The sequence below is a fragment of the Desulfobulbaceae bacterium genome (assembly GCA_013792005.1).
Lineage (GTDB): Bacteria > Desulfobacterota > Desulfobulbia > Desulfobulbales > VMSU01 > VMSU01.
Genome location: VMSU01000013.1, coordinates 1 through 17852, shown reverse-complemented (window position 1 = coordinate 17852; position 17852 = coordinate 1). Strand labels below are relative to the sequence as shown.

The 17852-nt window shown below is 50.8% G+C and carries 22 protein-coding genes; 14 read left to right on the top strand and 8 right to left on the bottom strand.

The genetic code is table 11. The annotated features are described in order from the left end of the window. Together FP815_00695 and FP815_00690 are read right to left on the bottom strand one after the other, a co-directional pair. Nucleotides 1-406 (bottom strand): hypothetical protein (locus tag FP815_00695; protein ID MBA3013459.1); only part of this gene is annotated, 406 nt, incomplete at its 3' end. A 12-nt stretch (nucleotides 407-418) separates the two neighbouring features. Then, nucleotides 419-1465, bottom strand: a complete 1047-nt coding sequence (locus FP815_00690) for a hypothetical protein (protein MBA3013458.1) — start codon at nucleotides 1463-1465, stop codon at nucleotides 419-421. A 580-nt stretch (nucleotides 1466-2045) separates the two neighbouring features. On the opposite strand from FP815_00690, the gene hemL reads away from it, so the two are divergent. From hemL to rimO, 7 genes are all read left to right on the top strand, one after another. Next, complete coding sequence (gene hemL, locus FP815_00685; protein ID MBA3013457.1) at nucleotides 2046-3338, top strand: glutamate-1-semialdehyde-2,1-aminomutase; 1293 nt, start codon at nucleotides 2046-2048, stop codon at nucleotides 3336-3338. A gap of 134 nt (nucleotides 3339-3472) precedes the next feature. Continuing rightward, complete coding sequence (locus tag FP815_00680) at nucleotides 3473-3703, top strand: AtpZ/AtpI family protein (protein ID MBA3013456.1); 231 nt, start codon at nucleotides 3473-3475, stop codon at nucleotides 3701-3703. Next, a complete protein-coding gene (locus FP815_00675) occupies nucleotides 3693-4112 on the top strand; it encodes an ATP synthase subunit I (protein ID MBA3013455.1) in 420 nt (139 codons plus the stop codon). The genes FP815_00680 and FP815_00675 overlap by 11 nt, the downstream gene beginning before the upstream one ends. A gap of 6 nt (nucleotides 4113-4118) precedes the next feature. After that, a complete protein-coding gene (gene atpB / locus FP815_00670; GenBank protein MBA3013454.1) occupies nucleotides 4119-4841 on the top strand; it encodes a F0F1 ATP synthase subunit A in 723 nt (240 codons plus the stop codon). Nucleotides 4842-4947: 106 nt separating this feature from the next. Further along, nucleotides 4948-5274, top strand: coding sequence for an ATP synthase F0 subunit C (atpE, locus tag FP815_00665; protein MBA3013453.1), 327 nt, complete (start codon nucleotides 4948-4950; stop codon nucleotides 5272-5274). A gap of 527 nt (nucleotides 5275-5801) precedes the next feature. Next, the gene (locus FP815_00660; GenBank protein MBA3013452.1) at nucleotides 5802-6536 is read left to right on the top strand and encodes a nucleoside phosphorylase; all 735 of its coding nucleotides are present in this window, start codon (nucleotides 5802-5804) and stop codon (nucleotides 6534-6536) included. Further along, on the top strand, nucleotides 6529-7875 hold the full coding sequence (gene rimO / locus FP815_00655; protein MBA3013451.1) for a 30S ribosomal protein S12 methylthiotransferase RimO: 1347 nt from the start codon (nucleotides 6529-6531) through the stop codon (nucleotides 7873-7875). The genes FP815_00660 and rimO overlap by 8 nt, the downstream gene beginning before the upstream one ends. A gap of 33 nt (nucleotides 7876-7908) precedes the next feature. Here rimO and FP815_00650 read toward each other — a convergent pair whose 3' ends face one another. The 6 genes from FP815_00650 to FP815_00625 form a co-directional block, all read right to left on the bottom strand. Next, nucleotides 7909-8184, bottom strand: coding sequence for an integration host factor subunit beta (locus FP815_00650; GenBank protein MBA3013450.1), 276 nt, complete (start codon nucleotides 8182-8184; stop codon nucleotides 7909-7911). 89 nt (nucleotides 8185-8273) lie between these two features. After that, complete coding sequence (locus tag FP815_00645) at nucleotides 8274-9017, bottom strand: rRNA pseudouridine synthase (GenBank protein MBA3013449.1); 744 nt, start codon at nucleotides 9015-9017, stop codon at nucleotides 8274-8276. Between the two features lie 5 nt (nucleotides 9018-9022). Further along, complete coding sequence (locus FP815_00640) at nucleotides 9023-9460, bottom strand: hypothetical protein (protein ID MBA3013448.1); 438 nt, start codon at nucleotides 9458-9460, stop codon at nucleotides 9023-9025. A gap of 156 nt (nucleotides 9461-9616) precedes the next feature. Beyond that, entirely contained in the window at nucleotides 9617-11392 is a 1776-nt protein-coding gene (locus tag FP815_00635; GenBank protein ID MBA3013447.1) for a UbiD family decarboxylase, read from the bottom strand. Between the two features lie 357 nt (nucleotides 11393-11749). Continuing rightward, nucleotides 11750-11980, bottom strand: a complete 231-nt coding sequence (locus FP815_00630; protein MBA3013446.1) for a hypothetical protein — start codon at nucleotides 11978-11980, stop codon at nucleotides 11750-11752. 12 nt (nucleotides 11981-11992) lie between these two features. After that, nucleotides 11993-12394 carry a YjbQ family protein gene (locus FP815_00625; GenBank protein MBA3013445.1) on the bottom strand — a complete coding sequence of 134 codons (402 nt, stop codon included), beginning with the start codon at nucleotides 12392-12394 and terminating at the stop codon, nucleotides 11993-11995. Between the two features lie 516 nt (nucleotides 12395-12910). Between FP815_00625 and FP815_00620 the strand changes: the two genes are divergently transcribed. From FP815_00620 to FP815_00590, 7 genes are all read left to right on the top strand, one after another. Then, nucleotides 12911-13588 (top strand): bifunctional precorrin-2 dehydrogenase/sirohydrochlorin ferrochelatase, encoded by a 678-nt coding sequence (locus FP815_00620; protein MBA3013444.1) that lies wholly within the window; start codon nucleotides 12911-12913, stop codon nucleotides 13586-13588. Between the two features lie 179 nt (nucleotides 13589-13767). Next, on the top strand, nucleotides 13768-14583 hold the full coding sequence (gene ccsB, locus FP815_00615; GenBank protein MBA3013443.1) for a c-type cytochrome biogenesis protein CcsB: 816 nt from the start codon (nucleotides 13768-13770) through the stop codon (nucleotides 14581-14583). Next, nucleotides 14573-15880: a glutamyl-tRNA reductase gene (locus tag FP815_00610; GenBank protein ID MBA3013442.1), complete on the top strand. Its 1308-nt coding sequence runs from the start codon at nucleotides 14573-14575 to the stop codon at nucleotides 15878-15880. Before ccsB ends, FP815_00610 begins: the two co-directional genes overlap by 11 nt. 91 nt (nucleotides 15881-15971) lie before the next feature. After that, on the top strand, nucleotides 15972-16373 hold the full coding sequence (locus FP815_00605; GenBank protein MBA3013441.1) for a transcriptional repressor: 402 nt from the start codon (nucleotides 15972-15974) through the stop codon (nucleotides 16371-16373). Nucleotides 16374-16586: 213 nt separating this feature from the next. Next, the gene (locus FP815_00600; protein MBA3013440.1) at nucleotides 16587-17162 is read left to right on the top strand and encodes a rubrerythrin family protein; all 576 of its coding nucleotides are present in this window, start codon (nucleotides 16587-16589) and stop codon (nucleotides 17160-17162) included. Nucleotides 17163-17357: 195 nt separating this feature from the next. Continuing rightward, nucleotides 17358-17732, top strand: a complete 375-nt coding sequence (locus FP815_00595; protein ID MBA3013439.1) for a desulfoferrodoxin — start codon at nucleotides 17358-17360, stop codon at nucleotides 17730-17732. Between the two features lie 3 nt (nucleotides 17733-17735). Then, on the top strand, nucleotides 17736-17852 hold a 117-nt coding region (locus FP815_00590; protein MBA3013438.1), incomplete at its 3' end, for a ferritin.

Here is a 17852-nt window from a genome sequence, read left to right as displayed (position 1 = left end):
GGAGAAAGGCGATCTGCCCTTGGAGATCGTTGATCTCTTCCTGGCGTCCTCCCAGGAGTTCGGCAGCGCCTCTTATCTCAGTGGCCAGTCGACTGAGTTCCGAGTTTTTTTCTTGAATCAACCGGTCATGTTCGTTTTTATGGATATGATCCTCAGGCGAGGACAAAGTGGGTACTTCTCTCTTTGTTAGTTGTTCTTTACAGGCAGACAGCTCATCCTTGTACTGCTGACACTCTTGCGCCCATTTTTTATTCTGCTCATCAAGGGCTTGGGTGGCTTTGGCTCGTTGTGATTCGCCTAGGGCCAGCAGTCGTCGCCGCTCCCTCAAAAACCGCTCCTGAATGGCAATCAGGGTGAGGCCTATGCCCAGGGAGAGCCCCAGGAGGATAAAGAGAAGAGCTTTCATGTCAGGGGAAGATTATTCCGCAGGGCCTGAAAAGCCGATTTTGTCCCAATGTTCAGGGGGGAGGTCGAGCGCTAGCTTCAAGGCCCCGGCGCACCCTGAAAAGTCGGGGTCATCAACGCAGGTTACCTTGACTTCGCCATAATCGCTCAACTGCTTTTCAACCATGGCAGAGAGTCCTTTGAGTTTAGACCCGCCCCCTGCCAGGTAGATATTCTTGAGGACTTCGGTCTGGCTTTCCGGGTCATATCCTTCTAAGATCGAAATGATGTTTTCGACGATGTCCGGGATAATGCTTTCGCAGACTGCGCGTATCTCGCGGGTGATGTCGTATTCGGCCGGTTTTCCTTCGCTGCGGAGGGTGACCTTGACAGGGGCTGCGGGTTCCCCGACAAAGGCATGCTGTTCTTTAATGGTCCGAATCAGGTTGCGGGTGACTTGGACATCGTAAAATTTCTGCAGAATCGCGGATTCCAGGCGTTCGTCAATATAGTCACCGCCCTTAAGAGTGGTGATCTGGTCTTTCATGCCGGGGATTGAGCCCTTGACCCCGCAGATATCAACAGTGCCTGCGCCGATATCGACAATAATGGCATCGTTGAGTTTACCTAAGTGGTAGGCGACCATGAAGGGTTCCGAGACGACCAGCGCAGTCTCCATGACCTCGCGGGAGATTTGCAGCAGGAGTTCCTTGTTCATGATTGAGGCCCGGGAGGGAACGCCAATAATGCCGGCAACCGGAATATCTTCCCCCTGTTTGGCCTCGTTGACTACATGCTTCATCAGTTCCATCGCCGCGATGAAGTCTTTTTCGCTGGCATCGCGGATGACTCCGTCTTCAAGAGGATGGTATAGAGTTAATGCCGATCTGTTTTTCAGGGCTTCGTCACCAAAAACTTGAGTTTTACCCATGAGTTTGATGCCGATGATGTCTTTGGGGTAACCGACGACGGAACGGGTAATGTGTTTATAGCCCCTGTTGGACATGACCGCTGTCCGCGAGGTGCCAAAATCGACTCCGAGGATGAGTTGATTGTTTGTTGGGGTAAGATCGTCTTCCATGGCTATTCCTAATTGTTGGTGTGAAGTTGTATGGACCTGCCCTGTTTGTTGAAAAGAGTCGAGTGGCTGTTGGCCATGCCTGACCAGCGATGCGGTATGTTCGGAAGTGGGGTATCGTCAGAGATCCCAAACGGGGGTCAGTAAAGTCCAACGATTTTATTACAATGGCAGTGTGAATATTGTCAAGTGAATTGCTGGGTTGTCCGGTTTCTTGCAGAGTTAACCGCATAAAAATGGCAATTGAGACGAAAAGGGCAGGGAAAATTGTACAGTTGATCGGTGCGAGAATTTGCGACAGACAATACTTCTTTGACGGTAACTGCTCAGGTTGTCGGTTTACGGTTGACGGTGATTGGGTCCTGCCAATGGCTGAGGACACACTGACATTGAGTATCATGCGATGATTTATGACTAACCATGATTCTTTTAACCGTAAACCGATAACTGATTACCGTTAACCTGTGTAGTTACCTTTGACGAATAGAAACCATCATGCTATGGTGTTCGATGTTTTTTGAGGGGTGCGTCATGAAGGTTTTGGCGACTGTGATTGGAATATAAATGTGTGGAGACTTTCGGTATGAAGACAGACAGCTCTCGTACTTTTTTTCAGCGGGCTCAGCAATCTATTCCCGGCGGGGTAAGTAGTCCGGTTCGGGCGTGCAAGTCGGTGGGATGCGATCCGGTATTTATCGAGCGGGCCAATGGTTCTAAGGTCTATGATGTTGATGGCAATGAATATGTGGATTTTGTCTGCTCCTGGGGGCCGATGATCCTCGGTCATAATCATCCGACCGTGGCTGCGGCGATTCACTCGGCCGTTGATAAGGGGACCAGTTTTGGGGCGCCGTCGCCGATGGAGGTTGAATTGGCAGAGATGGTGTGCCAGGCTATGCCGTCGGTGGAGAAGGTGCGGTTTGTCAACTCCGGCACCGAGGCCACCATGAGCGCTATCCGCCTTGCCCGTGGCTATACCGGCAAGAACGTGGTGGTTAAGTTCGATGGTTGTTATCATGGTCATGCCGATGCCTTTTTGGTTAAGGCAGGTTCTGGGGTGGTGACGTTGGGGATTCCCGGCAGTCCGGGAGTACCCGAAGATGTGGTTAAGAATACGATCTCCATCCCTTACAATGATTTTGAGGTGTTGGAGAAGACCTTGACCGATAGCTCTTTGAATATCGCTTGTGTGATCATGGAGCCTGTTGCTGCCAATATGGGTGTAATACCTGCAGCGCCAGGTTTTCTGGAGCGGGTGCGGGAGTTGACTCGGGCCAACAATATTTTGTTGATTTTTGATGAGGTGATTACCGGGTTTCGGTTGAGCCTTGGCGGTGCTCAGGCAAAATTCAATATTATGCCCGACCTGACATGTATGGGGAAGATCATCGGCGGTGGTTTGCCAGTGGGCGCCTATGGCGGTAAAAAAGAGATTATGAATCTTATTGCCCCGGAAGGTCCAGTGTATCAGGCTGGAACACTTTCCGGAAACCCCTTGGCTATGGCCGCAGGGATCGCCACGCTGAAGGTCCTCAGCGCTCCGGGATTCTATGAGCGGCTGGATAAAAAGGCCGCAGATTTTGCTGGAGAGCTTGAGTCGCTGGCAAAGAAATACTCGATACCAGCGACATTGAACCGCGTCGGATCAGTGATTACGACCTTTTTTACCGGGAGCCCAGTGACTGATTTTACCAGTGCCATGACATCGGACACCGCTAGATTCGCGACATTTTATCAAGATATGCTGGCTCAGGGGATTTATCTGGCTCCGTCCCAGTTTGAGGCGGCATTTATCTCGGACGCGCATTCCAGTGAGGACTTGGCGAAGACATTGGAAAAAACTGAATCGTCGTTCAGAAAATTGGCTAACACCTGAAAAAGGCGTTGACTTTAACTATACCACATGATACCTAGAAACCTGTTTTTAGCCTGGGAAGTATCTTTAATAGGTAGATACACAGGGTGTTGTCACTGGCTGAGCGTCTGTGTCGCCAACTGGCGGCAGACAGTATGAAGCCGCAAGGTACTCGTAAGGAGTTGATGCGGTTGCTGGCCGATTTTTCCACCATCGGCCTCAGCTTGGCGTCAAGTATTTTTGTTGGTTTTGGCATGGGCTATCTGCTTGACGAGAAGTTGTTCGGCGGTCGCACTACCCCTTGGTTCATGTTGATTTTTTTTGGTTTCGGAGTGTTTGCCGGGTTTAGGACCTTGTATCGTCTGACACGCCGTAATGATCTTTAAGAGACCACGGGTTATGGATAGGCAACCAGACTTTTCGCTGAATACTGTTTTGGTGTGTAACTGGGCGCTTCTTGCCGCCATGCCCCTTGCTGCCGCAATGGCCTATTCGGGAAGAATTGCAGTTGCGGTTTTGATCGGAGCAGTTATTGCCAATGCGAGTTTTATCCTGCTTAAGAAGGATTTGACTCAGGTGATGAAAGGTCCTATGCAGGCGGTAAAAGTTCGTTTCTTCATTAAGTATTACATGCGTTTGTCTGTCTTGGCCGTGATGTTGTATTTTTTGGTCAGGTATGGGCAGGTGCATGTGGTTGGATTGCTTGTTGGGTTGTCATCGGTAGTGGTTGGAATTGTTGTTGCCGCTGTCAGCCAGGCAAAAGACATTTATTTTTCAGGAAAGGAGGCACTGTAGGCCGTCATGGAACATCCAATACTATTCATTTCAGTGATATTGCAGGCACTCGGACTGCCGGTCCCACACACTCTGGTTGGTGATACTGTCCTCGCCAAACTTGTTTCTCCGCATATGACGTACACCTGGTTTGTCATGCTGGTATTGATTTTGGTCCCTAAATTAACTATGGGCAAGATCGAGATGATCCCCGGCAAGGGGCAGAACTTCTGGGAAGCGGTTGTCGATGGAATTGAAGGGTTTATGGCGGATAATATGGGAAAGGAGGGGGCCCGGATGATGTTCCCGATGCTGGCTACCTTTGCTTTGTATATTCTGGTTGCCAATATGGTTGGGTTAATGCCGGGTTTCATGTCACCGACTTCTAATCTTAATATCACTCTGGCTTGTACCCTGATCATCTTTGTAACTACCCACATCCTTGGGGTCAAGAGCCATGGGATTGGTTACGTCAAACACTTTCTCGGGCCGATTCCCTGGTTGATTCCTCTGATGCTGCCCATTGAGTTGATCAGTCATTTGGCGAGAATTTTGTCTCTCTCCATTCGTCTCTTTGGTAACATCATGGCCAAAGAAACATTGCTCGGCATTCTGTTTATGCTTGCCGGGGCATATTTTGCACCGCTGCCTATTCTCTGCCTGGGGGTGTTGGTATCGGTGGTGCAGTCCTTGGTTTTTGTCCTGCTGTCGATCCTGTATTTCTCGGCGGCGATGGAGCATGCTCATTAATTAATGTGGGAATGACCGGGGGGGATGATGTCTTCTCCGGCTCCTTGACGATTTTTGCAGTAAGAAGAAGGCCAATCATTTAATTTTATTTAATGGAGGAAAAAGGATGAAGAAGGTAAGTTTGTTGACTGTTGCGATGGTGCTGGGGATGTCTTCTCTGGCGATGGCTGCTGAAGGCGCTGCTGCTGCTGGTGGTGTAAATGTGGCTCTGGTTTGTATTGCTGCGGCTCTGTCGGTTGGTATCGCCGCTCTTGGTTGCGGAATTGGTATGGGAACAGCAGTAGGTGGCGCTTGTACCGGTACTGCACGTAATCCAGAAGCATCTGGCAAGATCACCGTTACCATGATCATCGGTTTGGCTCTGATCGAGTCTTTGACTATTTATGGTCTGGTTATCTCCCTGATCCTGCTGTTCGGTAAGGGCTTGGTTTAATCCGGATATTTAAGGGACTCGGAAATTACCAATTTACCTGGATCACGCCCGGATCTGGGTCAGATTTGGTTGCGCCGATTGAACAAAACCGCAGGCGTAACAGCGCTACGCCGAGGATTTTGTGATTGAGTCGCGACCAAAGATGGCCCAAAGCCGGGATGCGTTATGGTAAATTGGTAATTTCCGCGTCACTAAGCTCTACTTTGCATCAAAAAGGCCGCAGGGAAACCTGTGGCCTTTTTGCGTTTGCGAGTTCGAAAGGCAGGTTTACTTTTTGCCAGGATGTCGCGGAAACGAGACCTAATGGGGTAACTATTTAGTGATGAGGAAAATAAATTATTCCCATAAGTTGTAGGTTGGGTTAGCGGAGCGTAACCCAACTCTAAAAGGCACCATTATTGTTGGGTTACGCTCCGCTAACCCAATCTACGAGAATTAGGGAGTTATAACGGACCATAGGTTGACGGATAACGGATTATCGCAAAACGGTAACCTGAGCCGTTATGCAAAGAGGATGAACGGGTGCTATGGAAAGGAGTCAAGACTGTTTTGTTAAGCCGAGGCGTTGTCATGGCGAGCCCGAGATCTCTGGTACGGTACTCTTCTGCGTCAATCCGGGTGAAGCCCAGTCTGTGGTTCAAGCTGCTGTAAAGTTAGGGGGGCAGCGGCATTTTCTTTATAATTCATCACTTGTGAGTATTCCCGCGTCGAAGGCGTATGCGTGTGGTCCAGCACTTGGCGCTCCGATGGCAGTGATGACCTTAGAAAAGTTAATTGCCTTGGGTGGGCGGCGTTTTGTGGTTTTTGGCACCTGTGGGGCGTTGATTCGCGATTTGTCTCTTGGTGAGGTGTTGATGCCTCAGTGGGCGGTCAGTAGTGAAGGGACCTCGCGGCATTATCCACTGTCGATACCGCCGCGGGTTTCATCGCGACTGCATGCATTGGTATGTGCTTCCCTTATCCACAGTGGTATTGAGGTCAAGGCCGGTGGGGTCTGGACCACAGATGCCCCCTTTCGGGAGACGAGAGCGCAGGTGGTGCGATTGCAGCAACAGGCTGTGGCGGGAGTAGATATGGAGTTCAGCGCCCTGCTCACCGTGGCGGCCTTTCGTGAGGTGGAGTTGGTGGCGGTGATGGTTGTTTCTGATTTGCTGAGCGGGGATGATTGGCTGCCAGGTTTTGGCGCCAAGGCATTTAAAGCGTCGGTTCGCAGGGTGAGTCAGTCCCTGATTGATTTTTGTGTGAAGGACAGTCATGAATAAAAATGTATTTATCGTCAGTCTCGGGTGTCCAAAAAATCTGGTGGATTCAGAAATAATGCTTGGATTGTTGGCGAGCGCTGGGTACCAGACCTGTGCTGAGCCGGAAGAAGCTCAGGTCATCTTGGTAAACACTTGCGGCTTTGTGCAATCGGCTGCGGAAGAGGCGGTTGATGAAATTTTGCAACTTGTAGAGGTCAAGAAACAACGACCTGGTACCCTGTTGGTGGTGACAGGCTGCCTCGTCCAGCGTTACGGCCAGGAGTTGATGCATGAAATGCCGGAAGTTGACCTTTTTCTGGGAACTGAAAGTTTTGCTGATATCGTGGCGCGAATCGAGGCCATTGGAGAGGGGCATGTACCCGAGATGGCCAATCTTACGGGGCCGCCGTTTTTGATGACCAGCGCTATGCCGCGGTTGATTTCAACACCAATTCATCGAGCTTATCTGAAAATAACTGAGGGCTGCTCCAATGCCTGTAGCTATTGTATGATCCCGAGCATTCGCGGACGTTTGCGAAGTCGGGACTTGGATGACGTGGTGTCTGAGGCCAGACGTTTAGAGCGTCTTGGGGTTAAGGAGCTGACCTTGATCGGACAGGATCTTACCGCCTATGGGCTTGATTTGGCATCGAAGGACGCCCGTTTGCCGGAGTTGCTGACCCGTCTCTTACAAGAAACTGACATTCCCTGGTTGCGAACTCTGTATCTCTATCCTCAGCGGATAACCGATCATCTTCTTCAGGTGATTGCCGAGAATGACCGCCTCCTTCCTTATCTTGATATTCCCTTTCAGCATGTCAGTCCATCAATCTTGCGCCTGATGAATAGGCCGAGTGTCGGTGGGGCGCTTGATGAATTAATGGCAAGAATTCGACATATCGTCCCGCAGGCGGCGATCAGGACCACTTTTATCGTGGGATTCCCAGGCGAGACGGAAGCCGATGTGGTGATGCTGGAGGATTTTCTTCAGAAGCACCTGCTGGATCATGTGGGAGTTTTTTCCTATTCCAATGAAGAGGGGTCGGCTGCGGCAAAGCTTCCAGATCACTGTCCGGAAGAAGTCAAGGAGGAGAGGCTTCAGCGTTTGATGGAGCTACAGGCTGGGATTTCGTTAGCCAAGAACCTGCGGCGGGTTGGCACGATTGAGCAGGTCTTGGTGGAAGGGGTGAGCGCAGAGACGGATCTTCTTGTTGAAGGCCGGTTGCGGAGCCAGGCCCCGGACATTGATGGGTGTGTCTACATCAATGCCGGGGAGTGTGCAGTCGGAGATCTGGTGGATGTCGAGATAACAGAGGCTCACACCTACGATCTGGTCGGTGAAATTGTTGATGCGGTGTGAGTGGGTCGAGTCGGTGAAGAAAGAAGAATGAACTCAGCTATCTACTCGTTCCTTTAGTTCCTTGCCGACTTTAAAAAATGGTAGTTTTTTAGGGCGGACCTTAATCTGCTGCCCGGTCTTGGGGTTTCTCCCGGTGTAAGGCTGGTAGGTCTTGACTACAAAACTACCAAACCCACGTATTTCAATGCTATCGCCACGTTCCAGCGATTCCATCATGGTTTCCAGGATGGTGTTCAGAATAGCGCCTGCTTGGCGGAGAGGCATATCCATCTCCTGAGCGAGCGCCTCAATGAGTTCTGATTTGTTCATAAATCCTCCAGAAAGTGTGGCAACTGTATGCCAATATAAACCTAACTAACTGAGGTTATAAATCATTTTTGATATTGTAAAGAAAAATTTTACTTCGGATGAGATATTTTTTTTAGGTTAGGTGGCGAGAAGAGTCGTTCCAGGTCTTTTGTGCTGAGCAGACGGTATGCCCCGAGGGGCAGAGTGCCGAGTCGGAGGTTGCCATAGGCCAAGCGTTTGAGAGCGATTACCGGATGTCCAACCGTCTCAAACATCCGGCGGACTTGGCGTTTGCGGCCTTCGTGGATTACGCACTGAACGGTCGTTGTTTTCTCTGAAGTGTGGTGAATTGAAATTTTGGCAGGCCAGGTCTGTTGGCCGTCAAGAAGTATCCCGTGTTCTAGATTTTTGATTGTTTCCTGACTGATGAGTCCTCGAATCACGGCCTGGTAGGTCCGGTTGATTTCGAATTTTGGGTGGAGCAGGTGTTGGGCAAGCTCTCCGTCGTTGGTCATCAGCAGAGCGCCTTCGGTGTCGATGTCCAAACGTCCCACCGGAAAGAGGCGCAGACCAACAGCTTTGACCAGGGAGGAAACAATTGGGCGGCCTTGGGGGTCGCTCATGGTGGTGACGTATCCTTTGGGTTTATTAAGGAGGACGGTGATTTTTTTTTCTGCGAGTTGGAGTGGGTGGCCATCCACGGTAATCCGATGTGTGTCAGGATCGAATTTATGGCCCATTTCGGTGATCGGCCGACCGTCGACGTAAACGCGGCCTTGACGGATGAAATCTTCTGCTGCCCGGCGAGAACAGATACCGGCTTTGGCTAAAATTTTCTGTAGTCTTTCTTCCATGGGGATTAGTTGTAGTCACCGCGGCGAAATTTTTTTGCCTCAATGACGGTTATTGTGGTCACTCGATCAATCAACAGCGACAAAGGGTCATTTTGTGGCAGTTGCTCCTTGATGTCGAGCAGAGTGGTGGTGTCGCCCTCAAGGGCCTCAACCAGCGGCAGCAGGTCTTTGGGGGCAAGATTGAGATTGTCTAAGGCCTTGCTGAATGAGTCAAGAAGGTCGATGGTGTTTTCACTCATCGACAGGCCGGCCAAACGGAGTTCGACAGGAATTTGCCCTGCGGTCTGTTCTGTCTCTCTGGCGCTGGAGGTAGTGGCAGGAGCCTCTGACGGCATGAGTTGGTCTGTCAGGAGATCAAAAAAAGCACTTGACGAAGTTGACTTGGTTTTTTCAGCGGATTTCTTGTCGGAAATGCGCTGTCCGGTTAAGGGGTTGATGATCATAAGGGCACTCCATGGCGGTAGGGTGCGGCAGAAATTGCCTTGACACTTCATTTGGGTAGAGAGTTTGCAAAATTCCTGCCGTTTTTCTTTTAGTTAGAAAAATTAATCCGTTTCAAGGCGCCTGTTCAGGAGTTTACCCTGGGGTGTAAGGTCGCGTCATCGCCATGATGCCGGAATTAGGCGGGAAATCCTGGAATCTACCTTGTCTTTGGTGACAGAATCAACCTCAAGTATGTGTGGGTACCAGGGCTTCATCCGGCAGTCAAAGACCACTGGCGGGGTGAGGCCTACATGAAAGCGGCGTATCGAGGTGTGTGCTCCATGAAGGTCAGCTGCCGGTTCAAAACGGGTGAACAGGCTCCAGAGAAAGGCTTTGAGGTTTGCTGTTGCCTTGCGGCTATCATCGACGAGTATCACTACTTGCCAGTCGGCAAAAGCGGGGCTTGAGGCGAGGCGCTGGGGCAGCTCTTTGTCTTCGGTAAAAGGTGCTGCTGATAGCACCAGGGTGCCGGGGAGGTAGGGGACGGGGTGGCTTACTCCTTGTGGTAGTTCACCGTTAAAGGTTTGCGGCAAGGAGCGGACCGGCTCTTTGCCGAGGCCCATCATCATGGCCTTTGATCCTTTGTTGACTGAGGGGCCGGTGTAGTCAAGAGTGTCTTGGGAGACATTGGCGAAGACAAAGAGGTCGGTTTGCCAGTTGATTCGCTCAAGGATGTGGCGCCAAAGGGCTGGGAAATCCTCTACGTCAATATCGCCGTCGGTGACGATCAGAAATTTGGTCAGCGAAAGTTGCCCTTCGCCGAAGATGCGCAGTCCCGAGGCAAAGGCCTCTCTGGGATAGCGGTCCATGACCCGGGCGGCAGCCAGGCAGTGGAAGCCTGTGTCGCCGAAGGTTTTGAGCTGGCGGACCCCACTCATTACCAGCGGGAAGAGAGGGGAGAGGAGGTCTTGGAGGAAATCTCCGATGTAATAGTCTTCCTGACGTGGTTGGCCAACTACGGTTGCCGGATAGATGGCGTTTTTTCGGCTGTAGAGGTGTTTGGCCTGGAAGACTGGATAGTCATGGGTCAGTGAGTTGTACCCGTAGTGGTCGCCAAAGGGCCCTTCTGGTCGTCTGACATGGGGTTGGACCAGGCCCTGGACAGCAAATTCGGCGGTGGCAACTAGGGGGTGGTGGCCGGTTGGGCTGTTGACAAGTGGCAGTTTTTGCCCCAGGAGGAGTGATGCCAGAAGGAGTTCCGGGATGTTTTCCGGTAGGGGGGCGATGGCGGCCATCATCAGGGCCGGTGGGCCGCCTATGAACAACGTCATGGGCAGGGCTTGCTCCCTCTTTTCGGCTTCGTGGTAATGATATCCTCCACCCTTGTGGATTTGCCAGTGGATGCCCGTCGTCTGGTCGTCGTACCGCTGGATTCGGTACATGCCCAAGTTGTGCCCCCACCCGTCCGGGTGCTCGGTGTATACCAGCGGCAGAGTAACGAAGGCGCCGCCGTCGGTGTCCCAGGAGGTGAGCATGGGGAGTTCTGTCAACTTAGGAGGATTTTGTTGGGATTCGAGAATCGGGGCGTGGCGGACCTTTTTGGTGCCGACGGCCAACCCTTGGCGAAGAAGATTTCGTTGGGACCAAAGTTTCCCGAGACTTGGCGGTCCCATGGATTCCGCCATCTCCACCAGGCCTTTGACAAATTGTTGAGGGCGTCGGCCAAAGGCCAGTTCCAGGCGGCGTTTGGATCCGAATAGATTGGTGACTACTGGAAATCGGCTGCCCTTGACCTTGGTAAAGAGCAGGGCTGGGCCTTGACGGTCAATTACCCGGCGATGGATCTCGGCAATTTCCAGATAGGGATCGACCTCTTCTTCGATCAGGTGGAGTTCTGATTCTCCTTTAAGGAGTTCAAGGTAGGTGGGTAAGTCATTGATGATGCTTGGCACAGGGATTCTCCAAATAGGAACGTCTCATGAGGAAGCGAGGCCCTGGCCCAAACAGAATGGCTGTTGGTCTGGCCAGAGCGCAGGAGGGAGCTTCATGAGTTATTAGTTAACAAAGGTCAGTAGTGATGGTCTCGCAAAAAGTCATGGGATGGCTAAGCAGGTAAGCGAGCCTGCGAGACTCCGAAAGGGCCGATATACAGGTAAGCGATCGAAGAGAGACTCCGAGGCGCAGTGTGCTTTTGCGAATGAGGCGACACATATGGTGTGCCGAATGAGCAAAAGTGCGCTGCAACGCAGTAGATCGGGCTTTTTGCGACGCCATCAGTAGTGGTGATCAGCATAAGCAGAGTGGGGCGCTTATTTCCCAAGAAAGAGCGAGTGGTACTCTTTTTCGGATAAGTGGTTTTTCATCAGACCAGAGATGTGGTCGATTAGTCCCGTTAGTTCGGAGTCGGTGAGACGCGGGGTAAGGACGGCCAACAGTTCCGGACGGCAGAACCGTTGGAGAAAGGCTTGCAAAGAGCGTTCATCTGTAGCTCGATCCCAGCCGAAGCAGATCGATGACGCGTCAAAAGTTGAATTTTTCATGGATGATTCGCCTTAGTCTTCTCTGATTCGCCAATGAAGCGTTCTGCTGCGTGGCCCATCGAATTCGCAGAAGAAAATCCGTTGCCAGGTGCCAAGTTTCAGAGCGCCTCTATCTATAAAGACCATGGCTGATGTTCCTACCATGGCGGTCATGGCATGGGCTGGAGAGTTGCCTTCCAAATGTTTATAATGCGGGCTCTCCGGGATCAGGCGCTTGAAAATGGTGATGAGGTCATCTTGCACTGCCGGGTCGGCGCCTTCGTTAATGGTAATCCCTGCTGTGGTATGGGGGTTATAAAGGTGGCAGATGCCGGACTGGCAGGTGGAGTCCGTGACGGCTCGGCCAATCTGGTTGGTGATATCAATAAGCTCCATTTTTTGTGAACTGTTGACAGCGAGAGTGCCTTTGTGCATGATAGGGTACCTACTTAGAGTACGGACGAGCGGGAGAGATGGTCGACCGGGTATTATTATCTTGGTAATAGCAAATTATGATTGATGGTCTCGCAAAAAGTCACGGGATGGCTAAGCAGGTAAGCGAGCCTGCGAGACTCCGAAAGGGCCGATATACAGGTAAGCGATCGAAGAGAGACTCCGAGGCGCAGTGTGCTTTTGCGAATGAGGCCACACATATGGTGTGCCGAATGAGCAAAAGTGCGCTGCAACGCAGTAGATCGGGATTTTTACGACGCCATCATGATTCACAAGATCTAAAATACCATACAACTATTATGATCGCACTCATGAATTTATTACCGGCATTGCCCCTCTTCATGGAGATGAAGCAGGTTCTTTGGTGATTACCTTTGGGTGGGGAGGGTAGTGTAGTCCCTGTCGGAGTATTGCGAGAATGTTCATGACCGCAAAAAATCGGGATGTTAAATCTGTCAGGGGAGCTGATGGTTGCCCCGGAGGTGGAGGAGGGAGAGGATGAAGTATTATCCAGTCTGTTTGCAGGTGGAAGGACGTCGCTGTCTGGTCGTTGGCGGGGGAAAGGTGGCGGAGCGTAAGGTTCTGGGGCTTCTTGGCAGTGGGGCGGTTGTTATTGTTATTAGTCCCGAGTTGACGCCCGGCTTGGCCCAGTTGGGAGCGGAGGGATCTCTTACCTGGATGTCGCGGGGGTACACGCCTGGTGATGCAGAGGGATTTTTCTTGGTAATGGCGGCAACGGACGACTCGATCGTTCAGAATCAGGTTCGAGATGATGGCCTCCGATTCAATATCTTGGTAAATGTTGCCGATGTCCCGGAAAAGTGTAATTTTATTCTTCCGGCCGTGGTGAAAAGGGGGGCTTTGTCGATCGCTATCTCAACCAGTGGTAAAAGCCCGGCGTTGGCCAAAAAAATACGCCAGGAACTCGAGGTGAAACTGGGACCAGAGTACGAACTGGTAGTCGAGATGATGGGTTTGCTCAGACCTCATGTTTTGCAGTGGAAATTACCTCAAGCAGACAACGAAATCCTTTTTAACGGATTGATGGAGGGGGGGCTGCTCTCACTCGTTGTTGAGCGAGATTGGCCAAAAATTCAGGTTTATCTTGAAGAGGGTCTAGGCCGTGCCTTGCCCCTTGGCTTGGTGGGAGAGTTGAAAAAGCTTGTTCTTAGGTGAAAGGTCTATTGTCAATGATGGGCGATTCTAGTATCGTTTACCAGTAACGGCTATAGGTTGTCGGTTTGCGGTTGACAGTTAACCGTCAACTGATAACCGATAACCTAAGCAGCTCGTTTATAAAAGAGAAATGGTGCTGTTGTGGCATCTTGGTCCGGTGTTTTCTGGGGGTATTTATTATGGATGTGTTATTTCCGCTCACTCTGTTGAGCTATGTGCTGGCCACTATTATGTATGTGGTTTGGTTTGTTAAGCAGCAAAAAGAGTCGCATTTGGCAGCTCGATGGATCTTGACTGCTGCTGGAATCTTACACACCATGACCTTGGTGGCCAGGTATTTTGAGGTTGGACATACCCCGATCACCAATATGCATGAAGCGGTATCTTTTTTTGCCTGGTCGATGACCTGGGGTTTTTTGATTTTTCGTTGGCGTTATCGAGTTAAAAATTTTGGCACCTTTGTCAGTGTCGGGATTACGCTGTTAATGCTCATCGCCGCGCTGGCCTCTCAGGATGTGACCCCGCTGCCGCCTGCCCTCCGCAGCCATTGGCTTCCGGTTCATGCCTCGATTGCCCTGATGGCTAATGCCTTTTTGGCTATGGGATTTTGTGGCGGAATTATGTATCTCCTCCAGGAGCGAGAAATTAAGAGCAGGCGTTTCGGTATTTTTTTTGAGCGTCTGCCTTCGCTCGAGGCTTTGGATAGTTTGAATCAGCACTGTCTTGCTGTCGGGTTCCCTTTGTTGACGCTGGGCATTATTACTGGTTCGTTTTGGGCCAAGCAGGCGTGGGGGAGTTATTGGCAGTGGGATCCCAAGGAGACTTGGTCTTTGATTACCTGGTTTATCTATGCCGCCTTGCTTCATTTTCGTTTTACCATGGGGTGGCGTCGACGGAGGGCGGCGATCATGTCCATGGTCGGTTTTGGCGCTGCGCTGTTTACTTTGTGGGGGGTAACATATCTGCTTGGGGGAATTCATTCTTATGCAGGCTGATACGTTATTGATTGTCGGGGTAAACCACAAAGTGGCGCCGGTTGAGGTTCGTGAAAAACTGGCGCACAATGCTGGTTGTGAAAATCCGGTGGTAGAGATCAAGACAATTCCGGGGTGCCGAGAGTGCTGTTTTCTCGGAACCTGTAACCGGGTTGAGGTGATATGTTCGAGTTCGAGCCCTGAGACGACGGCGCGAGCTGTCCGACAGCATCTCTTTATGGGCAGTGGCCTCTCTGAGGAGGAGATTGACCGGTATAGTTATCTTCACGTGGGGGGCGAGGCGGTACATCATCTGTTCAGAGTGGCGGCCAGTCTGGACTCGATGATTGTCGGAGAGCCCCAGATCTTAGGGCAGTTGAAAAAGGCATATCGGGCGGCCGCAGAGATGCAGACCGTCGGTCCGGTCTTGAACAGGTTCATCAATAAATCCTTCTCGGTTGCCAAGCGAGTGCGCACTGAGACCAATATTGGCAGCAGCGCGGTGTCAATCAGCTATGCCGCCGTACAATTAGCTAAGAAGATTCTGGGTAGTTTGACCGACAAGCGGGTCATGCTGGTTGGGGCGGGGGAGATGGCAGAGCTTGCTGCCGAGCATCTGATTGCTCAGGGTATCGCGGGTGTCGTGGTTGCCAACAGGACCTTGGAGCGGGCGATTACCCTTGCCCAAAGGTTTAACGGGACTGCAGTCTCTTTGGATGGCATGGTCGCAGAGCTTGAGAATGTCGATATCCTGATTAGTTCGACTGGGGCTTCGGGTCTTGTTTTGATGCGAGAGGATATCAAGCCCATCATGAGGCAGCGGATGAACAGGCCCTTGTTCTTGATTGATATTGCCGTGCCTCGTGATTTAGACCCCAAGTTGAATGATTTGGACAACGTTTATCTTTACGACATTGATAACTTGAAAGATGTTGTCGAAGTGAACAAATCCGAGCGGCAGAAAGAAGCGGACAGCGCCTCCCGCATTGTTGACGAGGAAACAGGCAAGTTCCAGCAGTGGTTGGATGGCATGGATGTTACCCCAACTATCGTGGCCATCCGCCACAAGGCTGATGCGATTCGTCTGTCAGAGGTGGAAAAGACCTTGGGACACTTGAGGGATCTTACCCCCAAGCAGGTTCGGGCGATTGAAGTCCTCGCCTCTTCGATTGTAAATAAGATGTTGCACCACCCTATAACCTTTCTTAAAGCAAAGGGTGGTAGTGAGAACCAGACTCAAAAACTTGAAATGGCGCGCAGGTTATTTGGACTTGATCTTGGATCGAACGAGCAGGATGAGGATCATCTTAACGAATAAGAGTGACTAAAAAGTCTTGACTAATAGTAATTTTTACTATTAACTAAGATTATAAACAAAAACTAAGCAATGCAGAGAGTGGGTGGTTTTTATGTTAGAAGACACATCATTGAGAATGACCAAACAGCGGCAGGTAATTCTTGAAGAGTTACGGGCAGTGACCTCACATCCGACAGCTGACGAGATGTATGACATGGTCCGTCGTCGTCTCCCTAATGTGAGTCTTGGGACGGTCTACCGGAATTTGGAGATCTTGGCTGAAAGCGGTGTGGTTCAGAAGATAGACATCGGTGGCACCAAGAAGCGCTTCGACGGTAACGTTGAGGGGCATCATCATTTACGCTGTGTTGAGTGTGGCCGAGTAGACGATGCGCACCTGGAGACGGGTGTGGACCTAGAGGCCATGGCGGGAGCTATTACTGACTATACAATTTTGCGTCATCGGCTCGAATTTATTGGTATTTGCCCTGGTTGTGCAAAACAAGGGGTCTGATCGGTATTTTTCTTGCGTTATTATTAAAATTAGTCCTATATTAATTGCAGGAAGCAGGCTCTTCGATGATGACGTGGACTTGTCTTGGGACAGGATTTTTAGTCGGAATCGATCAAGGTTAATTTAGTCATTAAATCGGATGATTTTCTCTTGCCTGCCGAACTGAAGCTCGGAGAGGGTTTGTTTATTTTACGTGATGAAGGAGGGTTTTTAATGCCGCGATTACATGGAACCGAAACTGAAAAAAATGTTTTGAAGGCCTTTGCGGGTGAGTCTCAGGCCAGGAACCGCTACAGTTATTTCTCTAAGGTGGCCCAAAAGGAAGGGTACGTGCAGATGTCACGAATCTTCGAGGAGACTGCCAATCAGGAAAAAGCTCATGCCAAACGTCTCTTTAAACTTCTGGAAGGCGGGGAGTTGGAGATTACCGCTTCTTTCCCGGCTGGGGTGATCGGTACAACTCTTGAAAATCTAAAAGAGGCTGCCGCAGGCGAGCGTTATGAGCATGCTGTCATGTATCCCGAGTTTGCCAAGATTGCCAAGGCGGAGGGTTTTCCTGATATCGCTTATATCTTTATGTCTATTGCCGTTGCCGAGAAACAACATGAGAAGCGGTATCTGGAGTTAGCAGCCAATATCGAGGCGGGAAGAGTCTTCAAACGGGGGGCTGCCGTCAAGTGGTGGTGTGCCAAATGTGGGTACGTCCATGAGGGAAGTGATGCGCCAGAGACTTGTCCGGCGTGTGCTCACCCTCGGGCATATTATGAGATGCTGGCGGAGAACTGGTAATTCCAGTTCGCATTCAAAACGATACCTTTGTCGGCTGCGCTCCGCTGCTCCTGTCGCGTACTGATGTACGCTCTCGTCGCTGCTCGCTTGCCTTCGCGGTCTCGATTCGAATGCTTGCTGGAAGTATTCTTTTGAATGTAACTTAGAATAAGCAGTGTTAGGCGCTTGAGTAGTGTAACCAACAAGGAGAAAAAAATGGCGAAGAAAATGGAGATTTATCAATGTGATCTATGTGGCAATCTGGTGGAGGTTCTGCATGCCGGTGGCGGTGAGTTAGTCTGCTGCGGCCAGCCGATGAATCTTCTGGTAGAGAACAGCGTTGATGCGGCAAAAGAGAAGCATGTGCCGGTTATCGTCAAAGGGGATGGTGGCTATACCGTGAAAGTCGGATCCGTGGACCATCCGATGACCGATGCCCATTTTATAGAGTTTATCGAGCTGATTGCCGGGGGGATAGTGTACCGTAAGGACTTGAAGCCCGGGGATGCTCCCGAGGCATTTTTTGCCACCACGGCCACCGAGGTTACGGCTCGGGAGTTCTGTAATCTTCATGGATTATGGAGGAGCTAGGTTATGATGACTGACAAGATGACAAAGGCTTTGAACGATCAGATCAATGCCGAGATGTGCTCAGCGTATCTGTATTTGGCGATGAGTTCCTATTTCTCCTCGATTAATCTCGATGGCATG